The sequence below is a fragment of the Priestia sp. D51 genome (genome assembly GCF_053345675.1).
In genome coordinates this window covers 357,810-373,811 of the sequence record NZ_JBLTIR010000004.1, presented here as the reverse complement: position 1 = coordinate 373,811, position 16,002 = coordinate 357,810, and the positions used below count along the sequence as shown (strand labels likewise).

Genomic DNA, 16,002 nt, shown 5'->3' with positions numbered 1-16,002 from the left:
CTAGATAACATGGTAAAATATTCATTGTCAGCGTTTTCAAAATTCGTGGGGAGGTATGTATTTGATGCAAAATCTTGGAGCGAAAAAAGTTGAAATGAGTCCGAAAGTAGTGGAGTTTTTAAAAGGAGTTAAACAGCTATACATTAATGGCGAATGGGTAGACTCTGTTTCAGGAAAAACGTTTGAAACAGTAAATCCAGCAACGGGTGAAAAGTTGGCAGATGTAGCTGAAGCAAATCCAGAGGATATTGATCGCGCCGTCAGAGCGGCTAGAGAAGCCTTTGATCATGGACCTTGGACAAAGATGTCAGCAGCTGAAAGAAGTCGACTTATTTATAAATTAGCTGATTTAATGGAAACACATCAATTGGAACTTGCGCAGCTTGAAACGCTTGATAACGGAAAACCAATTCGTGAAACATCAAATGCAGACATTCCATTAGCCATCGAACATTTCCGCTACTTTGCAGGGTGGTCAACTAAAATGGTTGGACAAACTATTCCTGTGCAAGGAGCGTATTTTAACTATACGAGATATGAACCAGTAGGAGTTGTTGGCCAAATTATTCCGTGGAACTTCCCGCTTTTAATGGCCGCTTGGAAGCTCGGAGCCGCTTTGGCAACTGGATGTACAATTGTGCTCAAGCCAGCCGAGCAAACGCCTCTTTCTGCACTTTACTTAGCTCGACTAGCCGATGAAGCAGGATTCCCAAAAGGCGTGCTAAACATTGTGCCAGGCTACGGGAAAACAGCAGGTGAACCGCTCGTTCATCATGATCTTGTCGATAAAATTGCTTTTACAGGATCTACTGCTGTCGGAAAAGCAATTATGAAGCAAGCTAGTGACTCCTTAAAGCGTGTGACGTTAGAGCTTGGAGGTAAATCACCAAACATTATCCTGCCGGATGCAGACTTAACAAAAGCGGTTCCTGGTGCACTTTCAGGTATTATGTTTAATCAAGGACAAGTATGTTGTGCTGGAAGTCGTCTGTATGTTCAAAAAAGCTTATATGATAATGTCGTAGCTGATTTAGTTTCTCAAACGAAATCTATTAAACAAGGAAATGGATTAGCAGATGAGACAACAATGGGGCCGCTTGTATCTGCGCAGCAGCAAAAACGAGTGAAAACCTATATTGATAAAGGAATAGAAGAAGGAGCGGAAGTACTCGCAGGAGGAAACATTCCATTTGATCAAGGCTATTTCGTAGAACCGACTATCTTTGCAGATGTCGATCATTCAATGACGATTGCTCGTGAAGAAATCTTCGGTCCGGTTGTAGCTGCTATGCCGTTTGACGATCTTGATGATTTGATTGCCAAAGCAAATGATACAGCATATGGTCTAGCAGCGGGCGTCTGGACACAGGATTTAAAGAAAGCACACTATATTGCTCATGGTATTAAAGCAGGTACAGTTTGGGTGAACTGTTACAACGTATTTGATGCAGCAAGCCCGTTTGGAGGCTATAAACAGTCGGGAATTGGTCGTGAAATGGGAAGCTATGCGCTTGATAACTACACCGAAGTGAAAAGCGTATGGATCAATATGGAATAATTAGTAAGAATTTTTGTGAAAATCAATAGCATATCTTTGTGTGAAAAAGAGTAGTCTTTAGTGGACTACTCTTTTATTTGTTTAAGTCCCGCATTTTTAGAAAAGGAGTGATAACATTGCCGGTTATACAGGGCCCCTCGTCGTATAAGCTTACCGGTCACCTGCAAAAGTTTAGAGAGAACCCCCTGGGTTTTTTGGAAAACTTGACTCAGTATGGAGAAATTGCAACATTTAGAGTTGCGCACAAACGCTTTTATGTAACGAGAGACCCTCAACTTATTAAAGATGTAGTCATTACAAACAGCAAGGCGTTTCAAAAAATTAAACTAACGCACATGTTTAAAACGCTGCTAGGCGAAGAAATGTTATGGACAGATGAAGCATTATACATGAGCCCCATTCAACCCTCACAACTAAAACAACATCTAACTTATAATAAGGAAGCAATCGCAAAAATAATTGAAAAGCATACGGAAACGTGGGAAGAAGGGCAGCTTCGAACGATAGTAAAAGACATAAGACAGATAGTCGTAGCTGTACTCCTTCAACTTGTATTTGGCATTTCGATTGAGGATAAAGACAAAATTCACTATGTTCAAGCACTTATGAGAAAAAAAGAAAAGTTAGGCAAAATTTATATTCGTCTACCCTTGCACCAGCCTGACTCAGATGAGCAGCTAGAACAACTCCTTTTTGAACGCGTTCAAATGCGTGTTCAAAACAAAACCGAAGGAAATGACTTACTGCAGTGTGTATTAAATTCTCACGGGGAAGACATCCATGAAAGAGAAATATACGAACAGCTAAATTCTATATTCCTTTCGATGTATGAAATGATTACGCACGTATGCAGCTGGTCTATTCATTTACTGTCTCAAAATATTAGGGAGCACCTTCAGCTGCATAAAGAAATTCAAGCCTATGCTAGCGGTGAATCGCTTTCAACCAAAAATTTGACCTATATGCGCAAAATAATTGCTGAAAGCATGAGGCTGTATCCGCCTCTTTGGCTATTTGGGCGTCAAGCACGTGAAGATATACAAATAGATGGTTACAGCATTAAAAAAGGGGAGATTATGTTAATTAGCCCTTATATGATGCATCGCCATGAAGATTATTTTTTAGAGCCAAGTGAATTTTTACCTGACCGTTTTGAAAAAGGAGGATCCATTGATGTCCCAAGCTATATGTATATGCCGCTTGGGATTGAGCATCAAGCGGAAAGAGGCATGGACTATATCACTGAAATAGTAACTATTTTTCTGTCAGAAATGACAAAGCGCTTTTTATTTCAACTGACTAAGCCCGAGCCTATTGCTCCGATGGCGGGCGTTATGCTGAATATGAAAGAAGAACTGGATGTGAATGTTCACAAAGTTCACACGCAGTCTTGAATGAACGGGAATCCTTTCCCTCTTTATATCAGGCTGTCAATTTATTGACACATCCTGCATTGAGATTTATCATAGGATAATATTTGATAGAGATTACTGAAGGATTTTTAGAGGGGACTATGGATAAAACAATTAAACAGTTAGTGTCGCTAGTTGAAACATCATTACTAACGCAAGTTAAGATTCAAAGTGAAAGTGACTATGATCCAGTTGAAGTTACGAACAAAACAAAAGAGTGGGTACTTATTGGTAAAGGAAACTATGCCGGTGTGTTTACGCACGAGAATTATCCTGAATTTGTCGTAAAAGTATACGGAAGAGACGTTTATGGTGTAAAAAAAGAAGCGCAAGTGTATAGAAAGCTGGGCGTTCACCCAGCTTATTCTCAACTTTTTCATGAGGGAAAGACGTACTTGATTTTAAAAAGACTTACAGGTGTTACTTTGTATGATGCTGTACAGCGGGGAATAAAGATTCCCGAACAAGTCATAAAAGATGTGAACAAAGCTTTGGACTATGCAAGAAGCCAGGGGTTAAACCCGTATGATGTGCATGGTAAAAATGTCATGATGAAAGATGGAAGAGGGTATGTGGTGGATATTTCTGACTTTTATAAGGAAGGTATTGATAAAAAATGGACAGACCTTGTAAAAGCTTATTACACCTTTTATCCGTTTATTGATAAGTACCATATCCGCTTGCCATACCCGTTGTTAAACGTGATCAGAAAAGCATATCGTCTATATCGTAGAATCAAATCAAAAAGGAGTTTCCGCTAAAGGAAACTCCTTTTTAAGATGAAATACAGCGCAATACATGCTGCTGCTCAAAAGTTGGTTTTAATTTGAATAGAATGGTTTGTAGTATTTCAGATTGATAGACAAATTTTAGCGTATGTTTAAGGGAAAGAGGGTGTAAGAAAGAACGTATTCTTTTTTCAGCATAACGTATCACCTGTTCTTCATAAAATAAAGTACGTGCGGAGATTTTAGCGTGAATATCTTTTGTTAGTTCGATTGTAAACTGGATAATCATTAAATCAGTGTCTTTACAGTATTTTTCTAGTAGCATAATATCACCTCCATTTTGTCAACTCATTTACATAATCTTAATATAAAATTTACAAATGTCAATAAAACACGGAAAAATAAATGGTAAGACTGCTCTTTTTATATGTTGAATAAACAACAACGTTACAGAGGTGAGTAAAGTTGAATATTAACGTCGGGTTTGCAATTTTAGCTGATATTGATAATAAGATGACGGCTGCTATTTATGTGGAAAATCAAATTGTAGCGATTATAGCTGGACCTTCAGATATTCTGTATGAAAAGTTGAAAAAAGTGTTTTTATAATAGAGAAAAGATGTAATTGTAAATATGATTCATAAAAAGCTTAAAAATTCTATGAAATAGTCGAAATAAAAGATGAGGATAAAATACACAAAAAGAAAGAACAGGAAGTTAAGGATAGGAGAATTACATATGGATAAAACATCTTTTATTGGACTGATTTTAGGAATAGCCTCTCTTATTGTAGGCATGTTTTTCAAAGGGGTTAATCCATCTGTGTTAGGAAATCCGGCTGCTATTTTAATTATTATTGTCGGAACCGTCGGAGCAGTAGTGATTGCATTTCCTTCAAATGAAATCAAAAGAGTCCCAAAACTGTTTGGTGTCCTGTTTAAAGAACAAAAAATGCTGCAGCCCGTTGATTTAGTATCCATGTTTTCTGAATGGGGACAAGTTGTTCGAAAAGAAGGGTTACTATCACTTGAAGCCCAAATTATTGATGTAGATGACCCTTTCTTAAAAAATGGTTTGAATTTAGCTATTGATGGTCAAAGTGCGGATTATATACGAGACGTGTTGTCTGAAGAAATTGATGCGATGGAAGAAAGACATCAAACGGGTGCAAGTATTTTCGCTTTAGCAGGTACATATGCTCCAACTCTCGGTGTACTTGGAGCTGTTATAGGGTTAATTGCTGCGCTTGGGAACATGGAAGATACAGATACGCTAGGACATGCGATCAGCGCGGCGTTTGTTGCTACGCTTCTTGGTATTTTTACTGGGTATGTACTATGGCATCCGTTTGCAAATAAACTAAAGCGTAAATCGAAACATGAAGTAAAGGTAAAGTATATGATGATCGAAGGAGTGCTTTCACTTCTAGAAGGAGAAACACCGAAAGTAATTGAGCAAAAGCTGGCTTCCTATTTGCCAACAGCGGAACGTAAAAAGCTTCTTCAAGAAAGCGAAGTGGGCACAAATGAGTAGACGCAGAAAACGAAAGCATGAAGAGGACCATGTTGACGAAAGCTGGCTACTTCCTTACTCAGATTTGCTTACACTTTTACTTGCTTTATTCATTGTATTGTTTGCAATGAGCTCAGTGGATGCGCAAAAATTTAAGAACCTTTCCCGCGCATTTAATGAAGCGTTCGTTGGAGGAACGGGCGTGATGGAATTTCAATCTCTGCAGGAATCTGAAGAAGCGGTTCAGCCTTCAAATACTCCTGCAGCTAAAAGTACGGAAAAAACAAATGAAGTAGAGACAGCTCCTAATCAGTCTCCTGCTTCTTCACAATCGTTAACGAGCGAACAAAAGGAGCAAACCATTCGAGAAGCTGATCAAGAAGAGCTTCAGCAAATTCAATCTAAAATTAATGCGTATATTCAAAAGAAAAACTTAACAAATCAATTACAGACTTCGCTAACCGAGGAAGGTCTCTTAATTTCCATTCGAGACAATGTATTGTTTGATTCGGGAAGAGCACAAGTGCGGAGTGAAGATACAAAAATCGCAAATGATATTTCAGAGCTTTTGGTGATTGATCCTCCTCGTAATATTATTATTAGCGGCCACACCGATAACGTACCTATTCGCAACGCTGGTTTTGAATCCAACTGGGAGTTAAGCGTGATGAGAGCAGTTAACTTTATGAAAGTTATCTTAAAAAACGATAAGCTTAATCCAAGCATGTTCAGTGCAAAAGGATTTGGAGAGTTCAAACCAGTGACATCTAACAATACAGCAGAGGGGCAAGCGAAAAATAGAAGGGTTGAAATATTGATTACTCCTCGTACAATTAAACAGCCGTAAAAGCAGTCCTGCTTTTACGGCTGTTTTTCTATGTGTTATAAAGCTAAGAGTCTTCTCTTTTCAAAGTTTCCTCGTACTAACTTGAGGTCCATTCCATCTAAAATCAAATCAATGAGAGCGCCTTTAAAGACATCTGCTGTTTTTTTCTTATCATTGGACTGCAAATATTGCACGCGATACCACTTGCCTTCAACTTGAAAGTACATAAAACGTCCGTGCGTAAAGTCAATCCAAAACTTGGTAGGTTGTCCATTGAGATTTTTATAAACATATCCCCAGCTTCGTCCTTGGTGAGCGTCCTTCATTTTAGGGCGAGCTGTATTAAATACTTCGTAATATACTTTATGCTTAATATCATAGAGCATCATGTGACAGTCCTCCTATTTATAGACGTGCTAGCAGGTAAAGATATATTTGTATACGACAAGTATACTCAGATGAAAGGAATCGTAGACTATTTTTTTGAGACAAGCAGGAGCAAAGGTAAATGAAAAAGACAGTTTAAATTAGCTCAATCATTCCGCTTTTTTTATACTGTAAATAAATGCGTTAAATAAGGAGGAAAAAATGAGACGAGTAGGCATAGTAGGTGCTGGAATGACGGGCCTTACAGCAGCGGCTGAATTGCGAAAAGAGGGAATAGAGGTCTTTCTTCTTGATAAGGGAAAAAGTGTAGGGGGACGAATGGCTACCCGACGAGTAGGGGATGGAAAAGCAGATCACGGAGCTCAATTTTTTACAGTGAGATCCGATGAATTTCAACAAGACGTAAATAAATGGATAGGTGATAGAAAGGTTAAGAAGTGGTTTGGTGACCATCACCCTCGGTATCAAAGTCCGAATGGCATGAATGCGCTAGCTAAATATTTAGCTGAAAATCTACGCGTATATGTAAATCGAAAAGTTCAAGCTATTGATTTTCAAAACGGAAGGTATCAGTTATATACAGAAGAAAATGAGATTTTTGAAGCGACTGATATCATTCTTACACCTCCGTCTCCTCAGGTTATTGAGATGCTTAATAACAGCAGGTTACAGGTGGACCAATCTATTCTTAAAACACTGAAATTCAGTCCTTGCTTGGTTGCTATCGTGGAGCTTTACACAGAGACGCTGTTTGGTGATCATGGTCAACTCACGAATCCATCTGGCACAATCCAAAGAATCATTAATCATGAGCAAAAAGGAATATCAAAGACGCCCGTTCTTAGCATATATATGAATAAAGACTGGTCAGAAAAACATGTTGATGAACATGAACGTGAGTTGCTGCCGATGATAAAAAATGAAATAAAAGAATGGATAGGTGCAAATCATATTAAAAGCATCCAGATAAAGAAATGGCGCTATGCAGAGGTTGAACAAGTTCTTCATCAGCCCTTTGCTAAAATTATGCCGTCGCTACTGGTGGCAGGAGATGCTTTTTTAAGAAGGGAAGACGAGACGAATCACTCACGGTTAGAGAGCGCATATTTGTCAGGCAAATCGGCAGCCGCTGAATTAATGGAAAAGAACATCTAGAAAAAGGAGGGACCAAGAAGTGAAAAATAATTGGATAATGAAACAAACGTGGAAAGATTTACTGTTTATTCATTGGCCTGTAGATCCGGCATTTTTGGCTTCTTTATTGCCGAGTCAGTTAGAGCCTGACACCTATAATGGTCAAGCGTGGATTGCGCTTGTGCCTTTTACGATGACAGACATTCGATTCAAAGGAACGCCTGCCGTGCCCATCTTTTCACGGCTATATGAGCTAAATGTGCGTACCTATGTTACATATAAAGGGGAAAAAGGCGTTTATTTTTTTAGTTTAGACGCAAGCAATCCACTAGGAGTATGGATTGCTCGTCAGTTTTTTCACTTGCCTTATTACCACGCTGCTATGACATTCAACAAAACTCAGAACTATATTTCTTTTCAGTCAGTTCGAACGCACAGAGACTCAAAAAAAGAGCGAGTAAAGCTTACATATAGAGGTACTTCTCCGTCCTATCGCAGTAAAAAAGGAGAATTAGCTCATTGGCTTACAGAGCGCTATTGCTTATTTACCACTCATCAAGGAAATGTCTACAGAGGAGACCTTTATCATGATCCTTGGGAGCTGCAAAAAGGAGAGTGTGAAATAAGAGATGATTCTATCACTCAGCCTTTTTTGCGTCCGGCGGACTATCATAATTTAACTGTACACTACGCAAAGAAAGTAACTGCTTATTTTTACCCGTTTAAGAAAGTATAGGCATCAAAACAAAATTAAAAAATCTTCATAGCCTTCTTCTTTAAGCTTCTCTTTTGGAATAAAGCGAAGAGCCGCAGAATTTACTTGATAGTATTCGCTGTTTTCTTCTGTTAAAAGTAAACCAAGATAGTTATCTCCTTCTTTGCTTTTTAGCGCTGTTGAATGCTGAGCCGGCACTTTTTTTATGTTTCCGTATAAGATAGGACGCTTAAAAATGGGCCAGCCTGTATGAGAAGGAAGCTGATCTGACGTTTTGAACAGTGCTTCTCCAGTTAGAAGGTCAACGTAAATTCCTTTTTTTTTGTTATTCCAATATAAATTTGTAAAAGGGGGTTCGGTTCCGTTTTCCTGCGTAACAAAATATTGCATAGGCGTTAGGAACTTTTTAAGGTAAGAGCGGTCCTTGGGCCAATGCTGCGTCAGAAAATCAGTTCGCCCCGAGCCTTCTTTGTATAATTTATAGTGAAATGCATTTTTTCGATAATAATCCTGCTGCTGTTCTTCTGCTTCGTAAAAAGAAGAAAAAGGTAAAATAGGTGTGACGATAGGGTTCTTAAAACGTCCGCTTTGGGCGAGCTTTCTTTTAGAATCGAGAGCCACTTCTTTTTGCTTTTCGTTATGATAAAAAATAATGGCTCGATACGATGGTCCGCGGTCTGAAAACTGTCCGGCGGAATCCGTAGGGTCAATTTGCTGCCAATACAGGTTAAGCAGCTCTTCAAACGTAATTTGAGAAGGATCCCATACAATTTGCACGGCCTCTACGTACTCGCTTTCCTGTTTAGCTTCAGAAGCGATTTGTTCATCTCTAGCGTAGCCCGAGCGGATACTAATGATTCCTGTAAGCTGATCAAAAGGAGCGACCATGCACCAAAAGCATCCTCCTGCAAACGTTGCATATTCTTTCATGTTACTTTCCTCTTTTCGTTGAATAAAATAAATGAAAATATATTTATATATTAAAATGTATAAACAAACAGAAAGCGCTTTATAACGAGTCTTGTAAGAAAGCACACTCTTATGGTATTATGACCACTGGATAAAAGAAAGATGGCTTATTGTTTACGCGAGTATCCTTATTTTATGTTCTTAAAAAGATGCAGTTTATTGTTTAAGTACTCATAGAAATACATACGTTGGAGCAGTAAGAGGAACAATTAAAAAATAAGGACGTTTTGCTCTTAAACGATACCACATTCCAGAATCTACATACCAGTTTAGGAGGAGCTAGTTTGAACACAACCCGTTTACCATCTATGTGGGAAATAATGATTGTGCTTGCTTTATTTTTAGCTGTTGTTATTTCGTTTGCAACTGTTTTTGATTTACCTATTCAGCTCGCTTTATTTATTTCATGGTTTATTGTTATGGCGCTAGGAGTACGACTTGGATATACGTATAATCAGCTGCAAGGGGCCATTACAAAAGGAATATCAAACGGCTTAGAAGCTATTTTAATTTTATTAGCCGTCGGTACGTTAATTGGAACATGGATTGCCGGAGGAGTTGTTCCTTCTCTCATTTATTTTGGATTAGAGTTTATTAATCCAACATTCTTTTTACTTGCTACACTTATCATTTGCTCTATTACCTCGATTTCAACAGGAACATCTTGGGGAACGGTTGGTACAGCCGGAATCGCGATGATGGGAATCGGACAAGGCTTAGGTATGCCGCTTCCTTTAGTAGCTGGAGCCGTGATTTCAGGAGCTTATTTTGGAGACAAGCTTTCTCCTCTTTCTGATAGTACCATTTTATCTGCGTCAATGGCCCGAGTGAACGTTATCGATCACGTAAAAGCAATGTTAGTATTGGATATTCCTGCTTATCTCATTACGGCAGTATTATTTACGGTAACAGGGTTTATGTATGGGGGAAAAGATTTTGATGCTGGACGGGTAGAAGAATTAAAATCTTCGCTGTTGGATACATTTCACATCAGCGGGTGGATGCTGATTCCGGCTTTGGCTGTCATTGTCCTTTTAGCATTAAAGAAACCTTCTCTTCCAGCAATTGCGGTTGGTTCATTATTAGGAATTATATGGGCAGTTGTCTTTCAACATATGGATGTGGCGAGCGCATTTAATACGGCTTATGAAGGATTTAAAATTAATACCGACAACACATTTTTAAGTGAGCTATTAAATCGTGGCGGAATTTTAAGCATGGTCGGTTCTATTATTGTCATTATTTTTGGACTAGGATTTGGCGGGTTATTAGATGAGCTCGGCGTCTTAGAAGTCCTGCTATCTAAATTTGAAAAAATTCTTGTCAATTCAGGAAACGTTACGGCTTCTACTATTTTCGTTGGATTATTAGGAAATATATTTGGTTGTGCGATGTATGTTTCATTAATTTTAACACCGAAAATTATGGAGAAAAGTTACGATAAGTTAAGAATACAGCGTCTAGTGCTTGCCCGTAACTCAGAAGTAGGGGGAACCTTAACTTCTGGAATGGTTCCGTGGACGGATAACGGTGTATTTCTAGCTACAACGCTTGGGATCTCTACATTCGCTTATCTGCCGTTTATGTGGCTCAGTTTTGTCTCTATTATTTTGGCGATTGTTTACGGATATACAGGGAAATTCATTTGGTACGTAAAAGAAGAAAAACAGCGTTCTGCTATAGCAAAATAAAAGAGGCTGGGACAAAAGAGTTTTAGTTGAAGAAAAATCCGAACGATGAATTGAGATTCTTAATGAAGAATCCACTTCGTTCGGATTTTTTCATTGGTATGATAAACGTAGGTTTCATGTATTTCGTTTCTTCTAGCTGTTGATCGAATTGATTTAGTTATGTCTCGAGTTTTTTTTGATCAAATCATTTCTGGGTATTCGATTTTCCAGTGAACATTTTGAAGGTAAAGCTGAACATCGGCCTTTTTTTTCTGCTGCAGAAGTTTTAGAATATGGCGGTGATGTTCATTCATTACGCGTAAAATGGCGTATAGCTCTTTGGTGTCATCGCTAAAGTACGTTTGTCTGATGAATCCGTCTTGTAAAGACATAAGCTGTTCTTTTAAGGTCACATTATCGCATCGGTTCAAATATACTCGATGAAAATACGTTTGATATTTTTGATAATCCTGATAATTTTCTGATTCAATCGAAACATCGATTTTTTTAATAAGCTCATCCATCTTCGTAAAATCTTCTTCAGTTAAGTGATCAATGGACAAGGCAGCTGCCAGACCATCTAAAGCACCGACGATTTCAAATACTTCTAGTTTTTTTTGTGTATCAATTTCCTTTACAGTAAACCCTCTGCGCGGTCTGTATTCTAATAGGTTGTCTGAAGCTAATTTAATAAGCGCTTCTCTTACAGGCGTTCGGCTGACATTCAGCTGAGAACAAATACTGGCTTCATTTATTTTGTCGTTAGGCAGCAGTGTACCTTCTTGAATTTGACTTGCTATGTAGTTATATACATGATCTTTTAATGAATGATAAATCATAGGCCCCTTGTTCATTGTTTCCCCCTAAAATAAATATCGCATCAGCCGTTCTTTCTCTTCATGTCATGGTGATGAAAGAGTATAAAAATAGCAAGAAAGAACGTACAGGTGTAAAAATAATCATATCATATCACTTCATTTAATCTTAGTTAGAATATAAAAAAATAGAATTATTGAAATATTTTTTACTATTCATTGTTGTAAAAAATCTGAAAAATGATATAATCGTAAAAAGATTTAAGAAGTGTATATTGTATACAATATACAAAATTCGTACATATCGAAGAAATAGAGCCTATTCCTGAAGAGAAGAGACTATAGAGAATATGTAAAAAAACCAAGTTTTTGGATGGGTTTACTATAAAAAAGGAGGTACATAATGGGTGAGAATACAACATCTATGAATCAGTTACAAAGAAAAATGAAAAGCCGTCATTTATTTATGATTTCCCTTGGCGGTGTTATCGGTACGGGGTTGTTTCTTAATTCTGGCTATACAATTAATGCAGCAGGTCCTGGGGGAACGCTCCTTGCTTATTTAATCGGTGGATTAATTATGTATTTAGTCATGATATGTCTAGGGGAACTAAGCGTAGCAATGCCTGTGTCAGGATCATTTCAAGTATACGCTACAAAGTTTATAGGGCCGGGAACTGGTTTTGCGGTGGGCTGGCTCTACTGGCTGACTTGGGTAGTATCTGTCGGTTCGGAGTTTACAGCGTCTGGGCTGCTTATGCAAAGATGGTTTCCTGACGTTTCGGTTTGGATATGGAGCGCGCTGTTTGCTCTTTTATTATTTGGTTTAAATGCAACATCTGTACGTTTTTTCGGCGAAACAGAATTTTGGTTTTCAAGTATTAAAGTATTAACGATTATTGTATTTATTATTTTAGGCGCAGCAGCGATGTTTGGATTCATTCCCCTTAGCGGTCATGAAAAAGCGCCGATGCTTTCTCATTTTACAGGAGAGGGCGGTTTATTTCCAAATGGACTTATGCCTGTATTAATTACGATGGTTTCCGTGAGTTTTGCTTTTTCAGGAACAGAATTAATTGGTATTACGGCGGGAGAAACAGAAGATCCAGAAAAGAACATACCTCGAGCCATTAAAAATATCATTTGGCGTACATTCTTCTTCTTTATTGGCGCCATGTTTGTACTATCTGGGTTGATCTCATGGAAACAAGCAGGAGTGTTAGAAAGTCCTTTTGTGACGGTGTTTGATCAAATAGGTATTCCTTATGCAGCAGATATTATGAACTTGGTTATTTTAACAGCTTTACTATCAAACGCTAATGCAGGCTTATATGCATGCTCGAGAATGCTCTGGTCATTATCCGATCAAAAAATGGTTAGCAGCTGGTTAGGGAAAGTAACGTCTAAAGGAGTTCCATTTAATTCGTTGCTTATCAGCATGGGAGTGGCTTGTCTGTCCTTGCTGTCAAGCGTGGTTGCACCAACTACTGTTTACTTAGTATTAGTTTCTATTTCTGGATTTGCGGTGGTAGCTGTATGGATGGCTATTGCAGCTTCTCATTTTATGTTCAGAAGACGCTATATTAAAGAAGGAAATGATGTATCAAAGCTTGTTTACAAAGTTCCTTTATATCCTCTCGTTCCTATCTTAGCATTCGTTTTATGCTTTGCTGCTTGTGTAGGACTTGCTTTTGATAAGAGTCAGCGTATCGCATTATACTGCGGTATCCCGTTTGTCCTTTTTTGTTATCTGTTTTATTATTTAAAAAGTAAAAAAGAAAACGGAAAAGATGACAGTCAGCCTATAGCAAAATAAAAAGCAGAAGACCTAGGTCTTCTGCTTTTTTTTGCAATACAAAAACACCCTATCCATCCGTACTGGTTAAGTGTCCCGCAACAAGCGAAATTGAATTGGATAGGGTGCGTATCTATATAGTAGAGAAAGAGGCGCCATTTGTCAAACTTATTTAGCGGCGCCTTATTTAAAAATAGAAAAAAGAAAAGTTTTCACTGTTTTTTCATTTTCACTATGTATAGTAAGGGATGTAAAGAAAAGATATTCGCAGCAGCACGTCGTACAAATCCATAGAACGTAAAAGAAAGGAGGAAGTCAAATGGCTAAGCGGGATGCGTATTTTGATAACGTGAAATTTATCTTAATTGTACTGGTAGTGTTTGGCCATTTGTTAACTCCCTTCATTAATGATGAACAGTGGTTACGAACACTCTACATATTTATTTATACTTTTCATATGCCAGCGTTTATTTTAATAAGCGGATATTTTGCAAAGGGATACCGAAAGAAAGGATATATGTGGAAGATGGCGAAGAAAGTATTACTTCCTTATATTATCTTTCAACTTATCTATGCGGTATATGATTATAAACTGTATGATGAATCGTCATTTGAAGTTTCAGTATTTCAGCCAGCTTGGTCACTGTGGTTTTTACTAAGTTTATTTTGTTGGAATGCGATGCTGTTCATTTTTACAAAGATCAAATATCCTTTAGCCGTCGCGGCAGTTTTAGGAATTATGATTGGCTTATGTGAACCGCTAGAAACAACGTTAAGTCTTTCTAGAACATTTGTATTCTTCCCCTTCTTCTTAGCAGGGTTTTATATGAAAAAAGAACATTTTAAAAAGTTGACGTCTGTTTCTTGTAAGAAAATAGCTGGAGGCACATTGCTCATTATTGCTCTGTGGATCCAGTACGTAGCACCGGATTTTGAGAAAGAGTGGCTATTTGGTTCAAAATCTTATGCCTCCTTAGGTGTAAATCAAGTAGAGGGAATGATCATTCGTACACTATTTTATAGCATCAGCTTAGCGATGACGGTTTCCTTTTTAGCTTTGATCCCTATACAGACGATGTCTTTTACATCTCGAGGTGCTCAAACCTTTTATGTGTATTTGCTACATGGATTTCTGATTAAATATATTCGCTTATCTTCTTTTGGAGAATGGATAGAAAGTGTACAAGGATACAGCATTCTTTTGATTGGAGCTTGTGGAGTGGCGTGGCTGTTGTCGAGTAAATACGTATCTACGATTGCAAGGCCTTTAATTGAGCTTAAACCGTTACCAACGCGCAAAAGTTTAAGTTTAGGTAAGTAATGAGAAATGGAAAAGGAGTTTAATGATGTCTAAAAACAAAATAATTATGATTATCGCAGCCGTTGTCATTATTGCTGCAGTAGCTATTGGTGCCGTAGCAATGAATAAATCAAAGGTAGTTGCTACCGTTGGTGATGAAAAAATCACAAAAGATCAGCTGTATGATGCTCTTCTTGCTCAAGGAGGATCAAGCGTCCTTGATTCACTAATCGAACAAAAAGTCATTTCAAAAGAAGCAGCTAAACAAAATATTAAAGTAACCGATAAAGAAATTAATGCTGAATTAGAAAACCTTAAAAGTCAGTACGGTGGAGAAGATGCACTAAATCAAGCATTAGCATCTAGCGGTGTAAAATTGTCAGAGCTGAAAAAAGATTTAAAGACGAATATTGAAGCAAAAAAAATGGTCGAGTCGACTATTAATATTAAAGATAGTGAAATGAAATCGTACTTTAATCAAAATAAAGATTCACTAGCTACAGAAGCACAGGTAAAAGCTAGTCATATCTTAGTAGCAGACGAAAAAACAGCAAAAGAAGTAAAGGAAAAGCTTGATAAAGGAGAAGATTTTGCAAAGCTAGCAAAAGAATATTCAACGGATACAGCTTCTAAATCAGATGGCGGAAACCTTGGATACTTCAAAAAAGGCGATATGGTCGAAGCTTTTGCCAACAAAGCATTTTCAATGAAGGTAAATGAAGTAAGTGATCCTGTTAAAACAGAATACGGTTACCATATTATTAAAGTAACAGGCAAAAAAGAAGCGCAAAAAGCAACATATGAAAACAGCAAAGCAAAAATCAAGCAAACGCTGCTTGATCAAAAATACCAAACAGAGTATCCAACATGGTTACAAAAGCTAAAGAAAAAGTATGATATTACAAACAAACTTGATTCATAAATAATACCTTAACGAAATGAGGGGATGGATATGAAACAAACAGCGTCTTATAGCAAATTAGAAAAAATCGTCGAACAATTGAAGCACAGAGGTGTACGAGCTGAAATATGCCGGCGTGTTGTAAAGGTCACAGAAACTGTTAATGGATCAAATCCTTCATATTCAAATCAAATCGTTAGTCATTCATAAAAGTACAAAAGACGCGAACGGCTGAACAGCAGTTTGCTCTCGTTCTTAATACAGGTAGGGAAAATTAAAA

At 37.8% G+C, this 16,002-nt stretch carries 17 protein-coding genes; 13 read left to right on the top strand and 4 right to left on the bottom strand.

Translation table 11 applies throughout. The features are described from left to right. Positions 1-64: 64 nt before the first annotated feature. From ACNHOZ_RS18645 to ACNHOZ_RS18635, 3 genes are all read left to right on the top strand, one after another. Positions 65-1,558, top strand: coding sequence for an aldehyde dehydrogenase family protein (locus ACNHOZ_RS18645; protein ID WP_013082880.1), 1,494 nt, complete (start codon positions 65-67; stop codon positions 1,556-1,558). 107 nt (positions 1,559-1,665) lie between these two features. Further along, positions 1,666-2,952 carry a cytochrome P450 gene (locus ACNHOZ_RS18640; protein WP_080968672.1) on the top strand — a complete coding sequence of 429 codons (1,287 nt, stop codon included), beginning with the start codon at positions 1,666-1,668 and terminating at the stop codon, positions 2,950-2,952. A 119-nt stretch (positions 2,953-3,071) separates the two neighbouring features. After that, entirely contained in the window at positions 3,072-3,731 is a 660-nt protein-coding gene (locus ACNHOZ_RS18635) for a serine/threonine protein kinase (protein WP_028413611.1), read from the top strand. A 13-nt stretch (positions 3,732-3,744) separates the two neighbouring features. On the opposite strand, the gene ACNHOZ_RS18630 is transcribed toward ACNHOZ_RS18635, so the two are convergent. Next, entirely contained in the window at positions 3,745-4,023 is a 279-nt protein-coding gene (locus tag ACNHOZ_RS18630; protein WP_014460422.1) for a hypothetical protein, read from the bottom strand. 140 nt (positions 4,024-4,163) lie between these two features. Between ACNHOZ_RS18630 and ACNHOZ_RS18625 the strand changes: the two genes are divergently transcribed. The 3 genes from ACNHOZ_RS18625 (at position 4,164) to motB (ending at position 6,057) form a co-directional block, all read left to right on the top strand. After that, a complete protein-coding gene (locus ACNHOZ_RS18625; protein ID WP_014460421.1) occupies positions 4,164-4,307 on the top strand; it encodes a hypothetical protein in 144 nt (47 codons plus the stop codon). A 129-nt stretch (positions 4,308-4,436) separates the two neighbouring features. After that, positions 4,437-5,231: a flagellar motor stator protein MotA gene (gene motA / locus ACNHOZ_RS18620; RefSeq protein WP_033578789.1), complete on the top strand. Its 795-nt coding sequence runs from the start codon at positions 4,437-4,439 to the stop codon at positions 5,229-5,231. Continuing rightward, positions 5,224-6,057, top strand: coding sequence for a flagellar motor protein MotB (motB, locus tag ACNHOZ_RS18615; protein WP_025752068.1), 834 nt, complete (start codon positions 5,224-5,226; stop codon positions 6,055-6,057). The genes motA and motB overlap by 8 nt, the downstream gene beginning before the upstream one ends. A gap of 35 nt (positions 6,058-6,092) precedes the next feature. Here the strand turns inward: motB and ACNHOZ_RS18610 are convergent, their stop codons facing one another. Next, on the bottom strand, positions 6,093-6,425 hold the full coding sequence (locus ACNHOZ_RS18610; RefSeq protein WP_033578790.1) for a hypothetical protein: 333 nt from the start codon (positions 6,423-6,425) through the stop codon (positions 6,093-6,095). Between the two features lie 199 nt (positions 6,426-6,624). Between ACNHOZ_RS18610 and ACNHOZ_RS18605 the strand changes: the two genes are divergently transcribed. Together ACNHOZ_RS18605 and ACNHOZ_RS18600 are read left to right on the top strand one after the other, a co-directional pair. Continuing rightward, positions 6,625-7,578: an NAD(P)/FAD-dependent oxidoreductase gene (locus ACNHOZ_RS18605; RefSeq protein WP_048021262.1), complete on the top strand. Its 954-nt coding sequence runs from the start codon at positions 6,625-6,627 to the stop codon at positions 7,576-7,578. A gap of 19 nt (positions 7,579-7,597) precedes the next feature. Further along, entirely contained in the window at positions 7,598-8,293 is a 696-nt protein-coding gene (locus ACNHOZ_RS18600; protein WP_221833449.1) for a YqjF family protein, read from the top strand. A 3-nt stretch (positions 8,294-8,296) separates the two neighbouring features. Here ACNHOZ_RS18600 and msrA read toward each other — a convergent pair whose 3' ends face one another. After that, positions 8,297-9,202: a peptide-methionine (S)-S-oxide reductase MsrA gene (gene msrA / locus ACNHOZ_RS18595; protein ID WP_033578792.1), complete on the bottom strand. Its 906-nt coding sequence runs from the start codon at positions 9,200-9,202 to the stop codon at positions 8,297-8,299. A 323-nt stretch (positions 9,203-9,525) separates the two neighbouring features. Here msrA and nhaC point away from each other — a divergent pair, with 323 nt between their 5' ends. Next, a complete protein-coding gene (gene nhaC / locus ACNHOZ_RS18590) occupies positions 9,526-10,932 on the top strand; it encodes a Na+/H+ antiporter NhaC (RefSeq protein ID WP_447697273.1) in 1,407 nt (468 codons plus the stop codon). 179 nt (positions 10,933-11,111) lie between these two features. Here nhaC and ACNHOZ_RS18585 read toward each other — a convergent pair whose 3' ends face one another. Continuing rightward, positions 11,112-11,765 (bottom strand): GntR family transcriptional regulator, encoded by a 654-nt coding sequence (locus ACNHOZ_RS18585; protein WP_048021259.1) that lies wholly within the window; start codon positions 11,763-11,765, stop codon positions 11,112-11,114. A 364-nt stretch (positions 11,766-12,129) separates the two neighbouring features. Here ACNHOZ_RS18585 and ACNHOZ_RS18580 point away from each other — a divergent pair, with 364 nt between their 5' ends. The 4 genes from ACNHOZ_RS18580 (at position 12,130) to ACNHOZ_RS18565 (ending at position 15,932) form a co-directional block, all read left to right on the top strand. Further along, a complete protein-coding gene (locus tag ACNHOZ_RS18580) occupies positions 12,130-13,542 on the top strand; it encodes an amino acid permease (RefSeq protein WP_447697272.1) in 1,413 nt (470 codons plus the stop codon). 298 nt (positions 13,543-13,840) lie between these two features. Beyond that, entirely contained in the window at positions 13,841-14,842 is a 1,002-nt protein-coding gene (locus ACNHOZ_RS18575) for an acyltransferase family protein (RefSeq protein ID WP_048021257.1), read from the top strand. 25 nt (positions 14,843-14,867) lie between these two features. Then, a complete protein-coding gene (locus tag ACNHOZ_RS18570; RefSeq protein WP_048021256.1) occupies positions 14,868-15,743 on the top strand; it encodes a peptidylprolyl isomerase in 876 nt (291 codons plus the stop codon). 30 nt (positions 15,744-15,773) lie between these two features. Continuing rightward, on the top strand, positions 15,774-15,932 hold the full coding sequence (locus tag ACNHOZ_RS18565) for a hypothetical protein (protein ID WP_155017217.1): 159 nt from the start codon (positions 15,774-15,776) through the stop codon (positions 15,930-15,932). Positions 15,933-16,002: the final 70 nt, after the last annotated feature.

What these genes read in the sequence shown, in the direction of transcription:
- ACNHOZ_RS18645 (WP_013082880.1), top strand. Translation starts at nt 65, where the DNA reads ATGCAAAATCTTGGAGCGAAAAAAGTTGAAATGAGTCCGAAAGTAGTG.
- ACNHOZ_RS18635 (WP_028413611.1), top strand. Translation starts at nt 3,072, where the DNA reads ATGGATAAAACAATTAAACAGTTAGTGTCGCTAGTTGAAACATCATTA.
- ACNHOZ_RS18630 (WP_014460422.1), bottom strand. Translation starts at nt 4,023, where the DNA reads ATGCTACTAGAAAAATACTGTAAAGACACTGATTTAATGATTATCCAG.
- motA (WP_033578789.1), top strand. Translation starts at nt 4,437, where the DNA reads ATGGATAAAACATCTTTTATTGGACTGATTTTAGGAATAGCCTCTCTT.
- motB (WP_025752068.1), top strand. Translation starts at nt 5,224, where the DNA reads ATGAGTAGACGCAGAAAACGAAAGCATGAAGAGGACCATGTTGACGAA.
- ACNHOZ_RS18610 (WP_033578790.1), bottom strand. Translation starts at nt 6,425, where the DNA reads ATGATGCTCTATGATATTAAGCATAAAGTATATTACGAAGTATTTAAT.
- ACNHOZ_RS18605 (WP_048021262.1), top strand. Translation starts at nt 6,625, where the DNA reads ATGAGACGAGTAGGCATAGTAGGTGCTGGAATGACGGGCCTTACAGCA.
- msrA (WP_033578792.1), bottom strand. Translation starts at nt 9,202, where the DNA reads ATGAAAGAATATGCAACGTTTGCAGGAGGATGCTTTTGGTGCATGGTC.
- ACNHOZ_RS18585 (WP_048021259.1), bottom strand. Translation starts at nt 11,765, where the DNA reads ATGAACAAGGGGCCTATGATTTATCATTCATTAAAAGATCATGTATAT.
- ACNHOZ_RS18580 (WP_447697272.1), top strand. Translation starts at nt 12,130, where the DNA reads ATGGGTGAGAATACAACATCTATGAATCAGTTACAAAGAAAAATGAAA.
- ACNHOZ_RS18575 (WP_048021257.1), top strand. Translation starts at nt 13,841, where the DNA reads ATGGCTAAGCGGGATGCGTATTTTGATAACGTGAAATTTATCTTAATT.
- ACNHOZ_RS18570 (WP_048021256.1), top strand. Translation starts at nt 14,868, where the DNA reads ATGTCTAAAAACAAAATAATTATGATTATCGCAGCCGTTGTCATTATT.
- ACNHOZ_RS18565 (WP_155017217.1), top strand. Translation starts at nt 15,774, where the DNA reads ATGAAACAAACAGCGTCTTATAGCAAATTAGAAAAAATCGTCGAACAA.